At 66.8% G+C, this 13,965-nt stretch carries 12 protein-coding genes; 4 read left to right on the top strand and 8 right to left on the bottom strand.

Annotated features, from left to right (window positions below; genetic code table 11):
* Positions 1-2: 2 nt before the first annotated feature.
* The 6 genes from GW587_RS26625 to GW587_RS26600 form a co-directional block, all read right to left on the bottom strand.
* Entirely contained in the window at positions 3-179 is a 177-nt protein-coding gene (locus tag GW587_RS26625; RefSeq protein ID WP_081632595.1) for a Trm112 family protein, read from the bottom strand.
* Entirely contained in the window at positions 160-1,302 is a 1,143-nt protein-coding gene (gene lpxK, locus GW587_RS26620; protein ID WP_166107920.1) for a tetraacyldisaccharide 4'-kinase, read from the bottom strand. The genes GW587_RS26625 and lpxK overlap by 20 nt, the downstream gene beginning before the upstream one ends.
* On the bottom strand, positions 1,259-1,693 hold the full coding sequence (locus GW587_RS26615; protein ID WP_166107919.1) for an ExbD/TolR family protein: 435 nt from the start codon (positions 1,691-1,693) through the stop codon (positions 1,259-1,261). Before GW587_RS26615 ends, lpxK begins: the two co-directional genes overlap by 44 nt.
* A 9-nt stretch (positions 1,694-1,702) precedes the next feature.
* Positions 1,703-2,308 (bottom strand): MotA/TolQ/ExbB proton channel family protein, encoded by a 606-nt coding sequence (locus GW587_RS26610; protein WP_166107918.1) that lies wholly within the window; start codon positions 2,306-2,308, stop codon positions 1,703-1,705.
* Between the two features lie 1,073 nt (positions 2,309-3,381).
* A complete protein-coding gene (locus GW587_RS26605; protein WP_166107917.1) occupies positions 3,382-5,253 on the bottom strand; it encodes a ShlB/FhaC/HecB family hemolysin secretion/activation protein in 1,872 nt (623 codons plus the stop codon).
* Positions 5,250-7,913 carry a two-partner secretion domain-containing protein gene (locus GW587_RS26600; protein ID WP_166107916.1) on the bottom strand — a complete coding sequence of 888 codons (2,664 nt, stop codon included), beginning with the start codon at positions 7,911-7,913 and terminating at the stop codon, positions 5,250-5,252. The genes GW587_RS26605 and GW587_RS26600 overlap by 4 nt, the downstream gene beginning before the upstream one ends.
* Before the next feature lie 306 nt (positions 7,914-8,219).
* Here GW587_RS26600 and xseA point away from each other — a divergent pair, with 306 nt between their 5' ends.
* Positions 8,220-9,587, top strand: a complete 1,368-nt coding sequence (gene xseA / locus GW587_RS26595) for an exodeoxyribonuclease VII large subunit (protein ID WP_166107915.1) — start codon at positions 8,220-8,222, stop codon at positions 9,585-9,587.
* Between the two features lie 8 nt (positions 9,588-9,595).
* Here xseA and GW587_RS26590 read toward each other — a convergent pair whose 3' ends face one another.
* Positions 9,596-10,288, bottom strand: coding sequence for a hypothetical protein (locus GW587_RS26590; RefSeq protein ID WP_229259670.1), 693 nt, complete (start codon positions 10,286-10,288; stop codon positions 9,596-9,598).
* A 214-nt stretch (positions 10,289-10,502) separates the two neighbouring features.
* On the opposite strand from GW587_RS26590, the gene lptA reads away from it, so the two are divergent.
* Positions 10,503-11,105 carry a lipopolysaccharide transport periplasmic protein LptA gene (gene lptA / locus GW587_RS26585; protein ID WP_166107914.1) on the top strand — a complete coding sequence of 201 codons (603 nt, stop codon included), beginning with the start codon at positions 10,503-10,505 and terminating at the stop codon, positions 11,103-11,105.
* Between the two features lie 3 nt (positions 11,106-11,108).
* On the opposite strand, the gene GW587_RS26580 is transcribed toward lptA, so the two are convergent.
* Complete coding sequence (locus GW587_RS26580) at positions 11,109-12,101, bottom strand: glucokinase (RefSeq protein ID WP_229259669.1); 993 nt, start codon at positions 12,099-12,101, stop codon at positions 11,109-11,111.
* A gap of 161 nt (positions 12,102-12,262) precedes the next feature.
* On the opposite strand from GW587_RS26580, the gene GW587_RS26575 reads away from it, so the two are divergent.
* Positions 12,263-13,243, top strand: coding sequence for a LacI family DNA-binding transcriptional regulator (locus tag GW587_RS26575; protein ID WP_166107953.1), 981 nt, complete (start codon positions 12,263-12,265; stop codon positions 13,241-13,243).
* Between the two features lie 116 nt (positions 13,244-13,359).
* Positions 13,360-13,938 carry a superoxide dismutase [Fe] gene (sodB, locus tag GW587_RS26570; RefSeq protein ID WP_166107913.1) on the top strand — a complete coding sequence of 193 codons (579 nt, stop codon included), beginning with the start codon at positions 13,360-13,362 and terminating at the stop codon, positions 13,936-13,938.
* Positions 13,939-13,965: the final 27 nt, after the last annotated feature.

Raw genomic sequence — 13,965 nt, 5'->3', positions numbered from 1 at the left:
GCTTAGTCCGCCTTGTCCTGCAAGGTGCGCGCTTCGTCGGCCCACATGATGGGGATGCCGTCGCGGATCGGATAGGCCAGGCGGTCGCCTTTGCAGATCATCTCCTGGGCTTTTTTATCGTACTCAAGGGGGCCTTTGCAGACCGGGCATACCAGGATATCAAGCAATCGAGCGTCCACGACATTTCTCCACAATTTGTTCGGCCAGCGTGCCGTCGAGGCGCGCCGTCACCGGGACCACCCATAGGCGCGGGTCGTCTCTGAGTTCTTCAATTTGCGCACATTTTACTGCATCCTTCTCGGTCATCAAGATCAGATCCGCGTCGAGGCCGTCGAAGGGGCGGTCGCGGAAGTCGTGATGGTCGGGCAGCGGCAGCTCGGCGATGCGCAGGCCGGCCGCTTTCAGCATGCCGAAAAAGCGCGCCGGGTTGCCGATGCCGGCGGCGGCGGCCAGGCGCAGCCCGGGTTCGGCGGCGAGGTCGGCCAGCGCGCGGCGCTGGGTGCGGTCGCGCAGCTGCTCGGCGTGCTCCCCCGCCAGCGTCATCTGGATCGCTGGCTGTGCGGCAGAGGGGGTCAGACCCCGTACGGGGTCTGACCCCGCCGTGGCGGGGTGGACGGCGCGCACCAGCTGCTCGGTCAATTGCGGCGCGTTGATGACGGTGAAGTCGCGGCGGCGGCTCACCGGTTCGCGCAGCGGGCCGGCCGGCAGCAGCCAGCCATTGCCGGCGCCTCGGCCGTCGAACAGGATGATTTCAATGTCGCGTTGCAGCGCGTAGTGCTGCAGGCCGTCGTCGGTCAGCAGGATGTCGACCTCGGGATGGGCGGCCAGCAAGGCGCGGCCGGTGGCGGCGCGGTCGCGGCCCACCATCACCGGGCAGCCGGTGCGTTGCCGGATCAGCAGCGGTTCGTCGCCCACTTCGGCCGGCGTCGAGCCGGCCAGCACCGGGCGGGCGCCGTCGGCGTCGCTGCCGTGGCCGCGCGAGATCACGCCCGGCGTCATGCCGGCCGCTTGCAAGGCTTGCACCAGCCAGATCGTCAGCGGGGTCTTGCCGGTGCCGCCGATGTAGATATTGCCCACCACTACCACCGGCACCGGCAGCCGCGCCGAGCGCAGCACGCCGGCGCGGTACAGCGCGGCGCGCGTGGCGCTCAGCAGGCGGAACAGCAGCGACACCGGCCACAGCGCGCACGCCAGCGGGCCGCGCCGCAGCCAGTTGCGCGTCAGCGTCGTTTCGAGCGCCGACGCCCCGCCCGGCAGCTTATTTGCCGCCACCGGTTTGCGCTGCGAAGGTGAGTTTTTCATAGCCGGCGATGCGCGCCGCTTCCATCACGTTGATCACCATCTGGTGCATCGCGAACTGGTCGGCGTTGACGATCACCACCGGCGACTTGCCGGCCGCGCCGCCCTTGTCGGCGGCGTTGCGCATCGATTGCGCGAAGCCGGCCACGTCGCGGAACGAGACCGGTTCGTTGTTGATGGTGTAGTTGCCCTTGGCGTCGACCGTGACGTTCAGCTCGAACGGCTTGTCGGTGGCTTTTTGCGCGTCGGCGGTCGGCAGCGTGATCTGCAGCTCGGTGAACTTGCTGTAGGTCGTGGTCACCATCAGGAAAATCAAAATCACCAGCAGCACGTCGATGAACGGGATCAGGTTGATCTCGGGATCCTCGCGATGCCGGCCTTTGCGGAAATTCATGCGGTGTCCTTACTTGCGCTTGCTGTGCACGACGTCGACGAATTTCACCGCCTGCTGTTCCATGTCGATCACGAAGCTGTCGACCAGGGCTCGGAAGTGGCGGTAGAACACCAGCGTCGGCATGGCGATCGCGAGGCCGAAGCCGGTGTTGTACAGCGCGACCGAGATGCCGTGCGCCAGTTGCGCCGGGTTGGCGCCGCTGGCATTCTGCGAGCCGAAGATCTCGATCATGCCGACCACCGTGCCGAACAGGCCCATCAGCGGGGCCAGCGTGGCGATGGTGCCGAGCGTGGTCAGGAAGCGTTCCAGCGTGTGGGCGACGCCGTTGCCGGCCTCTTCGATCGACTCCTTCATCACGTCGCGCGGGGCGTCGATGTTGCGCAGCGCCGACGACAGCACCACGCCCAGCGGCGAGCTGTGCTCCAGCTTGTCGATGATGTCGGGGGTGATGTTGCCGCCGCGGTAGACCTGCACCACTTCGTCGAGCAACTTCTTCGGCAGGATCTTGCCGCGACGCAGATACAGCAAGCGTTCGATGATCAGGGCTGTTGCGACGATCGATGCGACCAGCAACAACCAGATGGGCCAACCTGCGGCTTGGAAAATGGCGAGCAAAACGAACTCCTGTATCAATATGAAGACCCGAAGGCGCAATGTATCTTGTTGGGCGGCACTCGGCAAGTGGCGCCGCTGTGGAGTTCTGCACATTTTCTGTGGACAATGATGTGCGCAAGCGTCCCCTGCTCCGGGCAAGTCATTGATTCATATGGGAATAATTTCAAAGCTCAAAAATAGCGCAGGCGTTCGAGAAAACCGGCGAAATACTGAGCAAAAGTTGTGCCAACTTATGCCCATATTCTGTTGATAAGATTGTGCGCAAGGCACGGCGTGCTGGTCCAGGTGCTTGATTGTTAAGGAGTTTCTTGTCGTGAGTAAAAATGGGGCAGGACGGCGATTTCGCTGTCTGACCGATAACTTATGCGGCCGCAGCGCCCTGCTGCTGTAGTTCTGCACAAAAATTGTGGATAAGATTGTTAGCAAGGGGGACGGGTGCGGGTGAAGTCGTTGATTTTTAACGGAATTTTTCCCATGCGCAAAAAGAACGCAGCGTAGTCGCGCTTAAAACAGCGTTTTTGGGCTGTGAACTTCTGCACACTTAATGTGGATAAGATTGTGCGCAACGCCTTCCACATCGTGAAAGATCATTGATTTATAAGGGAATTTTTGCCTTGAGTAAAAAATTGGCAGGTCGCCATTTTTGCCTGAATTTCATAGGGTAAGGCGGGTTTTCCACAGCCCTGGGCGGGCGGCGATCGATTGCGTCCGGCTATCGATCTCCCGGCCTGACTTCTGCACACTTTGTGTGGATAAGATTGTTAGCAAGGCTGGATGGTCTTGCCGAAGTCCTTGATTTATATCAGCTTTGTTGCCATGCGTAAAAATGAAGCATACGGTTTTTTATCCCCAATTCAGGCGAACACGATGAGTTGGCATATGCTGGATGGATATCCAGCATCATGGCCGCAACGGGGACAAGTCCGGAGTTTTGCACAAATTCTGTGGATAAAAGTGTGCGCAATGGTCGTCGCCTTGACTTAAGTCGTTGATATATATCAATATACTGACTCTGCTCAAAAATTAGGCATGGTAAAAACACTAAGAAGAAATTAGCTATCGCTCACCAATCATCAAAAATACGCCGTTGCGCTCAGCCAGGCGCGCAGTCCGCGGTCGCGGTCCGACGTCGCGGCGCGGTGGCCGAGCTTCCAGGCCAGGCTGCTGCGGAATTGGACATGGGCCGGCAACGGGCATTCGAAGCTGAGGCCGATCGCGGCCAGCCGGCGCCGGTTGTCGTCGGCGCTGAACGGGGTGTGGTTGGTGCGGACCTGGCCGGCGTCGACAAAGGCGCCCAGCAGCGCCTCGCCGGTGCCGGCGCGGGGCATGGGCAGTGCGCGGCGCAGCGCCAGCGTCAGCAAGATGCCGGTGTCGGCCGGCGCTTCGCCCTGCGGGTAGCCGCGTACGCCGTCGGCGCCGCCCAGGGTGAACTTTTCCGAGGAGTCGAGGTTCTTGCGGGCGTATTGGCCGTTCAGTTGCGCCGAGGCCAGCCACGCCGTCGCCACCGGTACGCTGACGCTCATGGCGTAGCTCCATTTGGCGTAGTGGCCGTTGCTGCGGGCGGTCGCGGCGTCGGCCGCCAGCGCTTCCGGATGCTGGATCGCCAGCACGCCGCCGGTGTAGGCCAGCGAGAAGGCGTAGCTGCCGCCGCGCCAGCGCAGATTGCCGGACAGGCCCGCCGTGGCCAGGGTGATGGTCTTGTCGGATGCGGTCGACAGCGCGTCGACGTTGTCGTGCAGGGTTTTGCGGTCGGCGGCGATGCTGGCGGTCAGGCTCAGGTCGCGCGTCAGCAGCAGCGGGTGGTACGCGAACAGGCTGGCGATGCGGGCGTCGCCGTGGGCGTCCAGCGCCGCGAAGTCGCGGCCGAGGTGGTAGCGGCTCAAGGTCCAGGCGGCGCCGGCGACCAGGCCGCTGCCGCCCAGCGGCAGGCGGTAGCTCAGGCGGGTGTAGTACAGGCGCTGGTCGCTGCCCTGGAAGCGCGCGCTGAACTGGTCGCCCAGGTGCGCCGGGCTGTTCAGGGTGACGGCGCCGCCGGCCAGGTGGCGGCCGGTGTAGCGGTTGCCGTGGTTGTTGGCGCCCAACTCGCCTGATACCGCCGGCCCCGGCGACAGCGTCACCACCAGGTCGGTCAGGCCGACGCTGGCGCCCGGTTGCAGCGCGGCGTCTGCGCGCTCGATGCCGGGGCTGTCGTTGAGGGCGAGCAGCATGCGTTCGAGGTCGCTTTCGCGCGCCGGCAGGCCGGGTGCGATGCGTTCGGTGATGCTGCGGGCCTGGTTGGCCAAGGCTTGATCCGGGCTGGCCAGGATCACCGTGCCGATGCGGCCTTCCAGTACGGCGATTTCGACCTGGCCGTCGCTGATCGTTTGCGCCGGCAGGTAGGCGCGCGCCAGCAGGTAGCCGTGGTCGCGGTAGTGGCTGCCGATGCGGTTGGCGGCGGCTTGCAGGTCGGCCAGCGTCAGCCGGCGGCCGCGCCAGGGGACCAGCAGGCGCTCCAGTTGCGCCGGCGCGAAGGCCGTGGCGCCGCTGATGCGGAAGCCGGCGACGGCGATCGTGGTGTCGTCGGCCGGGCGCGACGACGGCGGCGTAGGCGCGCCCGGCGGCGGCGAAGGCGGTGACGGCGATGGCGTCGGCTGCGGGGGCTGCGGTGACGGCAATGGCGTCGGCTGCGGCTGCGGCGTCGGCTGCGGCGGTTGCGGCGGTTGCGATGGCGGCGGTGACAGCGATGGCGTCGGCTGCGGCGACGGCGGTGACGACGATGGCGGCGGCGCCACGTCAGGCGGGAGCGTGATCGGTGGTGCGGCGGGTGGCGGCAGGCGGGGGGCGGCGTCGGGGCGGCCCAGCTCGCGCACCACTTGGCCGGCGTCGGGGCGGGTTTGCGCTTGCGCGGACGGCGCGGTCGCTCCGGCGTGGGCCAGCACGGCCGCCAGTGCCAGCCGCCGTCTCATCGCAGCTGCGGTGTGCCGCGCCCTTCGTCGATGCGCCAGATGGTGCTGAAGTCGAAGCCGGTGAAGTTGGCCTTGCGCGTCATCTGCGCGCTTTGCAGCCCCTTGCCCCCGGCGCTGACGCGCAGGCCGGAACCGCTCACGTCCCAGTAGCTGTCGACCACGCCGGCGGCGTCGCCGCGTCCGACCAGGCCGCCGGATCCGGGGCCGGCGCCGACCTTGCCGCTGCTGTAGCTGGTGGCGACGCTGCCGTCGTTGTCGCCGACCAGCCCGCCGCTGGCGGCGGTGCGCCCGCTGACGTTGGCCTTGCTGTAGGAATTGGTGATCGCGCCGCCGGAGTAGCCGACCAGGCCGCCGGCCACGCCGTCGGCGCCGAGTCCGGCCACATTGCCCAGGCTGTAGGTGCGGTCCAGCCGGCCCTGCCCGTTGTAACCGACCAGGCCGCCGACGGCGCCGGCGCCGGTGCTGCTGACGTTGCCGCTGAAATAGGCGTCGTGGATGGTGCCGTAGGTATATTGCCCCACCAGGCCGCCGACCGCGCTGGTCCCATTGACGGTCGCGGTGCTGTGGACATGGTGCAGCTCGATGTAGCCGTCGGCGGCCACGCCCACCAGGCCGCCGACGTTGTAGGTGCCGGACACCGCGCCGCCGCTCCAGGCGTCGCTGACGGCGCCGCGGTCGATGTAGCCGACCAGCCCGCCCACCGCGTTGTAGCCGCTCACCCTGGCGCTGCTGTGCGAGGCGGCGATGCTGCCGCCCATCAGGCGCCCGACCAGGCCGCCGGTCATGCGGCCGGACGCGGCGTCGGTGGCGCTCACGCTGCCGGCGCTGCTGGCGTCGCTGAGCGTGCCGCCGTGTTCGCCGATCAGGCCGCCCACCTGGCCGACGCCGGACACGTTGGCGCTGCTGTGGACGTTGCCGACCTGGGCGCGGTTGAGCCCGACCAGCGCGCCCACCACGTCGCGGCCGGTGATGTCGCCGCCGGCCAGCCGCAGGTTGACCAAGCGGTTGTTGGCGCTACCGAACAGTCCGACCAAGTCGGTGTCGGGGCGGCGGATCCACAGATTGCTGATGCTGTGGTTCAAGCCGTCGAACTGGCCGGTGTAGGCGGCGACGACGCCGCTGCCCACCGGCGCGAAGCCGGCGCCGCCGTTCCAGCCCCGGGTCGCGCCGGCGTCGATGTCGCGGCCGAGCGCGTAGTCGCCGGCCAGGTTGGTGTTCATGGCCTGCAATTGGCGGACGTTGTTGACCAGCATCCACGCCGTCGCCGGGCCGCTGACGGCGGCGCTGAAATCGGTGGGCGCGGCGTAGCGCAGCGGGTTGTAGTACAGGTCGGCGCGCCCGCCGCCGCCGAGCGCGAGCTTGCCGCGCGCGCCGAAGCGGACGGTGCCGAGGCCGAGGCCGTTGTCGTCGGCGCGCAGCAGCACGCTGGCGCCGGCGTTGTTGCTCAGGCCGGCGTCGACCGTGATGTCGCGCCCGGCGCGCAGGGCCAGCGTGGTCGGCGCGCTCCAGGCCAGCGCGCCCTGGAGCGCGATGTCGCCGCGACCCGGCCAGGCGCCGCCGGTCTCGATCGTCACGTTGGTCGTGTTCAGGCTGGCCGCCAGCGCGCCGGCGGCGACGTTGCCGCCGGCGGCGGCGATGCGCAGATCGCCCGGCTGGGCCAGGGTCCAGGTGCCGGTGCGGCCGTCGGCGGCGGCGGTGCTGACCCGCGCCGTGGCGGCGATGCTCAGGTTGGCGGCCGAGGTCGTCACCGTTCCGCCGGGGCCGCCGTGCGGCGCCGACGCGTCCAAGCTGCCGCCGAGCTTGAGCGCGCCGCCCCATGGGTCGGCCGTCAGGCGGATCACGCCGGCCTGGTGGTCGATGGTGCGCGCCTCGATCACGCCGTCGTTGTTGACCACGGCGCGCGCCAGCAGGCCGGGCAAGGCGGCCGCGGCCAGCGTCACCGTGCCGCCGTCGGCGTTGAGCAGGCGCTGGTTGTCGACCAGCGCGCGGGCCGCGCCGCGGTCGATGTTGTAGCCGATCAGGCTGCCGTTGCCGAGGCTGACGGTGATCACGCCGCCGGCCGCCAGCAGCACCTCGCCGCCGCGCGCGGCGACGCTGCCTTCGTTGCGCACCTCGGTGCCCAGCAGCGCGATGTAGCCGCCGTCGGCGGCCGCCAGCTTGCCGCGGTTGGTGACGGCGGCGCGGCGGCCGGTGTCGCCGAAGCGGTATCGACCGGCCTGGAAATCGGCGTCGGACAGCGTGTTGCTGGAGGCGATCAGGCCGCCCACGTTGACCTGCGCCGTCGGTCCGAACAGAATGCCATTGGGGTTGGTGAGGAACACCTGGCCGTTGGCGCTCAGCTGGCCGAAGATGCGGCTGGCGTCCGGGCCGAGGATGCGGTTGAGCGCGATCGACGCGGTGGACGGCTGCTCGAAGCGCACGCTGGCGCCGGCGCCGATGTCGAAACTCTGCCAGTTCAGCGCCAGGTTCTGGCTGCTCTGCTTGATGTTCATCTGGCCGCCGGACTGGCCGATCTGCGCCGCGCCCGACTTGACCACGCCGCCGACCGGCAGCGCTGGCGGCGTGGCGGCGGCGGCGTCGTGGTGCCACAGCGTCAGCAGGACCAGCAGCAAGGCGCCACTGGCGGAAAGGGGCCGCATCGGCCGGTGGAGGTGGGTCATCGCGTGCTCCCGGATCGGGCGCCCCGTGTGTGCGCCGGTTCAAAAAGAGTAGCGCAGCCATACGGCGCCGCGTTTGCTTACTGTCACACGGCACTTGCTTAATTTGTGGATAACTTTGTGCGTAACTGGCGGTGGCCGGCCGGGGCGGCTGTCATCGCAGGAGTAATGCCTGGGCGAGGCACATATCGCGTAAATTTTTACGCTTTAAAATCAGTTATTTACCTATAATACTTACCGTTCCAGATGCTGTATGACCGCTGTGTGACCGAATTCACATAGTGTGGATAGTTTCTCTTATTGAAATCCATGAACTTCGACGACCGCAACGACACCGCTCCCGCTGCCGCGCCCGTGATCAGCGTTTCCGCGCTTAACCAGGCGGTGGCGCGGCTGCTGGAGCGCAGCTTTCCGCTGACCTGGATCTCGGGCGAGGTCTCCAACTTCACCAAGGCCAGTTCCGGCCATTGGTACTTCACGCTCAAGGACGACGCGGCCCAGGTGCGGGCGGTGATGTTCCGCGGCCGCGCGCAATACGCCAACTTCATCCCGCGCGAGGGCGACAAGGTCGAGGTGCGGGCGCTGGTGACGCTGTACGGCGCGCGCGGCGATTACCAGATCAACGTCGAGGCGATCCGCCGCGCGGGTGTCGGATCGTTGTTCGAGGCGTTCCAGCGCCTGAAGGAGAAGCTGGACGCCGCCGGCCTGTTCGCGCCGGAGCGCAAGCGCGCGCTGCCGATGTTCCCGCGCACCGTGGGCGTGGTCACCAGTCCGCAGGCGGCGGCATTGCGCGATGTGCTGACGGCGCTGAAGCGGCGCGCGCCGCATGTCAATGTGGTGCTGTATCCGACTCCGGTGCAGGGCCAGGGCGCGGCCGGCAAGATCGCGGCGGCCATCGATACGGCGTCGCTGCGCGCCGATTGCGAGGTGCTGATCGTGTGTCGCGGCGGCGGCAGTATCGAGGATTTGTGGTCGTTCAACGATGAGGAGGTGGCGTATGCGGTGGCCAATTGCCGCATGCCGGTGATTTCCGGCGTCGGCCATGAGACCGATTTCACGATCTGCGATTTCGCCGCCGATGTGCGGGCGGCGACGCCGACGGCGGCGGCGGAACTGGCGGTCACGCCGCGCGCCGACTGGCTCGGGTCCTTGCGCGCCGATGTGGTGGATATCCGGCGGGCGATGCGGCGCGCGGTCGGCGAGGCGTCGCAGACGCTGGATGGCTATTCGCGGCGCTTGCTCAATCCGGGGGCGCAGATCCGGCAGCAGCGCATGAAGCTGCAGGCGCTGTCGACGGCGATGATGCATGCCAACCGGGCGCCGTTGGCGCTGGCGCGGCATCAGCTGGATCGGCTCGGCGGACGGTTGGGGGCGCGCAAGCCGGATGTGACGGCGGCGCGCTCGGCGCTGGCGGGGCTGCAGCATCGGGCGGGCTTCAGCGTGGCGCGGCAGCTCGGGCAGCGGCGCGATGCGCTGGCGGCGTTGGCGTCGCAGCTGGAGTTGTTGAATCCGCAGCGGACCTTGGAGCGTGGGTATGCCATCGTCACCGACGATCAGGGGGCGATCGTGCGGGCGCCGGGGCAGTTGCGGGCGCGCAGTACGCTCAACTTGCGGCTGGCCGAGGGCGGCGCGCAGGTCGATGTGGAGGCGGTGCGGCCGGAGTCGGTGGGTTTTTAAAAGCGTCTTCAGTCAAAGGCGACGTCTTCGATCCGGTAGCGGTATTTGCGGCGTTCGGGCTCCGTCCAGCCGGGGCCGGGGACGACGTGGCGTTGCAGCATCGGCGGCACGGGGATGACGGTGCCGCCGTCGCAGTGCGGGGCGGACGGATACTGGTACGCCGGCGGCTGCGGCGGGACGGGCGCGGCGAGGTGCGCGGGCAGCGGCGCTTGCGGCGCGGCGGGTGCGGGCGTGGGCGGCGGGCTGGGTTCGCGGGCCGGGGCGGTCGGCTGGCGCGCGGCGAGGTCGATTTCCTTGCGGCGCTGGTAGGCCATCTTCCAGTTTTTCTCGCCCGGCATGCGGATCGAGAGGTCGTACCAGGCATTGCGCACGGTGTCGGTGAACTCGTTGGCGAAGCGGTTTGGGCTGGTGGGCCGGCCTCGGTACATCAGCCGGTCGCCTTCCACCCGGGCGTATTCGTGGTCGCCCCGGTAAGCCATGCGCACCCAGCTGCCGTCCGGCAGGAACAGCGATTTCCATTGGTAGCCGCGCGGCGCGGCGGGCGTGTTTTCGGCGCCGCCCTGCTTCATCGCGGCCAGCCAGTGGAGCACGGCGGTGTCGACCGCCTCGGCCGGATCGGCGGCGGCGCCGCTGTCGCGCAGGTAGTCCATCAGCGCGAGCAGGGTGTGGGGGGAGAGGTTAAAACTCGTTCTGGCGGACATACTGAAATTCCTCCTGAAATGTACTGAAAATCCCTGACTCCTACTGAGTTAGACCAGGCCAGTGGGATTCAGTTCCATTCAGTAGAATTCAGTAAAAATTTCAGTAGGTCTGCCAGAAGGAGAATATAGGGACACCCCGGGTAGATACTCCTCCGGCGCGGCAAAACAAGCTATAGTTGGCGCTCCCCGAACCAACGCTGCCGGCCCCGCCATCATGAAGACTCCAGCACTGATTTGCGCGCTTCTGGCCGTGCACGCCGCCGCCCACGCGGAGCGCGCCGACACCTTCAAGGAAACCAGGATCACTGCTCGCCACAGCGTCGCCGACCTGATCACCCGGGAGGTCAGGTTGACCGGGGATGTCGAACTGCGCCGCGGCACGCTGTTGATCAAGGCCGACAAGGGCGTGCTGACGGAAAACGCGCGCGGCTACCAGCACCTGGTGCTGAGCACGAACAAAGGCGGCAAACCGGTGTTCTTCCGCCAGAAACGCGACGGCGGCGGCGAGCAATGGATGGAAGGCGAAGCGCTGCGCGCCGAATACGACGGCGAGACCGAACTGCTCGACCTGATCCTGGACGCGAAGGCGCGGCGCAGCACCGGCGGCCAACTGACCGATGAAGTCAGCGGCGAACATATTTCCTACGTGGCGCGCGACGAGCGCTACGTGGTCAGCCAATTACCCGACAGCGGCCCAAGTGGCGACCGGGGCGGCGACCGGCGCGGCACCATGGTGTTGCAGCCGGTGCGCAAGGATCCGCTGCTGATGCCGGCCTCGTCCGCAGCCGCCGCCGCCGCATCGGCGCCCGGCCAATAACGGTCAGCCGGCCGACAGCATCGCCGACATGCCGATCAGCACCGGGTATTTTTCGGTGATGACGTAGGTCGGGATGTGCGACAGGTAATCCGAGAAACGGCCCTTCTGCTCGAAGCGGGCGCGGAAGCCGGAGCGTTCGAAGAACTCGCTCATCTTCAGCACCACCCGCCCGCCGATATAGATGCCGCCCTTGGCGCCCAGGGTCAGCGCGACGTTGCCCGCCACCGTGCCCAGCATCTCGCAAAACGCGACCAGGGTTTCCTCGCACACCGGGCACAGGCGATGCAGGCCGCGCTCCATGATCTCCGAGGTGTTCAGATTCTGCGGCTCGACTCGGGCGCGTTCGCACAAGGCGCGGTAGACCAGCACCAGGCCGATGCCCGACACCAGCCGCTCGCTCGACACGTGCTCGTGATAGCGGCGCGCGTAGCGCAGGATATCGATCTCGCGCTCGTTCATCGGCGCGAAGGTGCTGTGGCCGCCTTCGCTGTCGATGGCGATCCAGCGCTCGCCGGCCGGCACCAGCCCCGACACGCCGAGACCGGCGTCGGCGCCGACCAGGCCGATGGTGGCGTTGGCGCGCATCACGCCGCCGCCGATCTGGTGCTTGTGCTCGGCCGCCAGATACGGCAGCGAGCTGGCCAGCGCGGTGAAATCGTTGACCACCACCAGCGACTTCAGGCTGAACTGCGAGCACACCGCCTCCACCGAGAACGACCAGTGGTGGTTGGTCATGGTGACCCAGTCGCCGTCGATCGGGTTGGCGATGGCGATGCCGGCGTAGCGCGCCTGGTAGCCGCCGGCGGTCACCGTGGCCGGTTGCGACAGATACGCCACCAGCGCCGCGCCCAGCGTGGGATAGGTCGCGCAGTCGGCGACCCAGATCGCGTCGATCTGGTTGGGGGCGGTTTCCAGGCCGAAACTGGCGCTGGTGCCGCCGATGTCGGCCAGCAGGCGCGGGCCGTGCGCGAGGTGCGAAAACGATTCGCGTTTCATTGTCTCTTCCTACCTATTTCTTGTTATGGCTAGCGGCTTGATTATATGTCATGCGGGGAGGCACCGGATTTATGGTAACCTTCCGGCGAAAAGGTTTTCATAACATAATCATAAAGGAACCCGTCTTGGCAGATCTCCCCCACCCCGGCCCATCGACCCTGATGGACGTCGCACGCGAAGCGGGAGTGTCCCCCAGCACGGTTTCACGCATCCTCAACGGCACCGCCCGGGTCTCGGACGACAAGCGGCAGGCGGTGCTGGCGGCGATCGCGGAGATGAACTTCGCGCCCAACCAGATGGCGCAGGGCCTGAAAAAAGGCCGCTCGATGACCATCGGCATCGTGGTGCAGGACATCTCCTCGCCGTTCTTCGACGAAACGCTGCGCGGCGTCGACGACGGCCTGAAGGGCACCGGCTACGCCTCGGTGATCGTCAGCGGCCACTGGAACGCGGAAGAGGAAGCGGACCGCATCCGCCTGCTGCTGGCGCGCAAGGTCGACGGCATCATCCTGCTGTCGGGGCGGATGTCGGACCAGACCGTGCTGAATTTTTCCACCCAGCGCCCGATCGTCTCCACCGGGCGCGCGTTGCGCACCCGCAGCGCGCTCGGCTTCAAGATGGACAACGAACACGGCGCCTACCTGGCGGTGCACCATTTGATCGAGCTGGGCCACCGCCGCATCGCCTTCATCTCCGGCCCGTCCAACAACATCGACGCCATCGAGCGGCTGGCCGGCTACACCCGTGCGCTGGCCGAGGCCGGCATCGCGCTGGACCCGCAGCTGATCGTCGAGGGCAATTACCACGAGGCCAGCGGCATGCTGGCGATGAACCGGCTGTTCGACACCCACCAGCAATTCACCGCCGTGTTCGCGGCCAACGACCTGAGCGCCTACGGCGCGCGGCTGGCGCTGTACCGCAAGGGGATCCGGGTGCCGGACGACATCTCGCTGGTCGGCTTCGACGATTTGCCGGGCTCGTCGTACACGACGCCGCCGCTGACCACGATCCGCCAGCCGCTGTACGACATCGGCCGCATCGCCACCCATTCGCTGCTGTGCATCATCAACGGCGGCGAGACGCGCGGCGAGGTGCCGCCGCTGGAGCTGATCGTGCGGGAAACCACGCGCCGGGTGCGCTGAGCGGATTGCCCACACGGAAAGCTGGTCTTTTCTGCATGCTTGGCCTATCCGCTTTACAATGATGGACGTTTCAGCAAAAATCACCCGGTCTTAACACCCACCAAAAAGGAACAACAATGGAACATACCCTGCCACCCCTGCCGTACGCCATCGACGCCCTGGCGCCGGCCATCTCGCAAGAAACGCTGGAATACCACTACGGTAAGCACCACCAGACGTATGTCACCAACCTGAACAACCTGATCAAGGGCACCGAGTTCGAAGCGCTGACGCTGGAAGAGATCATCAAGAAGTCGTCCGGCGGCATCTTCAACAATTCGGCGCAGATCTGGAACCACACCTTCTACTGGAACAGCCTGACGCCGAACGGCAAGGGCGCGGCCGACGGCGCGCTGGCCGAGGCGATCAACGCCAAGTGGGGTTCGTTCGACAAGTTCAAGGAAGAGTTCACCAAATCGGCGGTCGGCAATTTCGGTTCGAGCTGGACCTGGCTGGTGAAAAAGGCCGACGGCACGCTGGACATCGTCAACACCTCGAACGCCGCCACCCCGCTGACCACCGACGCCAAGGCGCTGATCACCTGCGACCTGTGGGAACACGCGTACTACATCGACTACCGCAACGTGCGTCCTAAATACCTGGAGACCTTCTTCAAGCTGGCCAACTGGGACTTCGCGGCGGCCAACTTCGCCTGAATCATCTGAGCAGCATCCAGAAAGAAG

The organism is Duganella aceris (genome assembly GCF_011090165.1).
In the GTDB taxonomy this organism is placed as follows: Bacteria; Pseudomonadota; Gammaproteobacteria; order Burkholderiales; family Burkholderiaceae_D; genus Rugamonas; species Rugamonas aceris.
The sequence above is the reverse complement of the archived record's forward strand: the minus strand, read 5'-3'. Positions and strand labels throughout refer to the sequence as shown.

Excerpts from the sequence above, each read along its gene's own strand:
- GW587_RS26615 (WP_166107919.1), bottom strand. The coding sequence starts at position 1,693 with ATGAATTTCCGCAAAGGCCGGCATCGCGAGGATCCCGAGATCAACCTG.
- sodB (WP_166107913.1), top strand. The coding sequence starts at position 13,360 with ATGGAACATACCCTGCCACCCCTGCCGTACGCCATCGACGCCCTGGCG.
- GW587_RS26600 (WP_166107916.1), bottom strand. The coding sequence starts at position 7,913 with ATGACCCACCTCCACCGGCCGATGCGGCCCCTTTCCGCCAGTGGCGCC.
- lptA (WP_166107914.1), top strand. The coding sequence starts at position 10,503 with ATGAAGACTCCAGCACTGATTTGCGCGCTTCTGGCCGTGCACGCCGCC.
- GW587_RS26605 (WP_166107917.1), bottom strand. The coding sequence starts at position 5,253 with ATGAGACGGCGGCTGGCACTGGCGGCCGTGCTGGCCCACGCCGGAGCG.
- GW587_RS26580 (WP_229259669.1), bottom strand. The coding sequence starts at position 12,101 with ATGAAACGCGAATCGTTTTCGCACCTCGCGCACGGCCCGCGCCTGCTG.
- lpxK (WP_166107920.1), bottom strand. The coding sequence starts at position 1,302 with ATGAAAAACTCACCTTCGCAGCGCAAACCGGTGGCGGCAAATAAGCTG.
- xseA (WP_166107915.1), top strand. The coding sequence starts at position 8,220 with ATGAACTTCGACGACCGCAACGACACCGCTCCCGCTGCCGCGCCCGTG.
- GW587_RS26575 (WP_166107953.1), top strand. The coding sequence starts at position 12,263 with ATGGACGTCGCACGCGAAGCGGGAGTGTCCCCCAGCACGGTTTCACGC.
- GW587_RS26590 (WP_229259670.1), bottom strand. The coding sequence starts at position 10,288 with ATGTCCGCCAGAACGAGTTTTAACCTCTCCCCCCACACCCTGCTCGCG.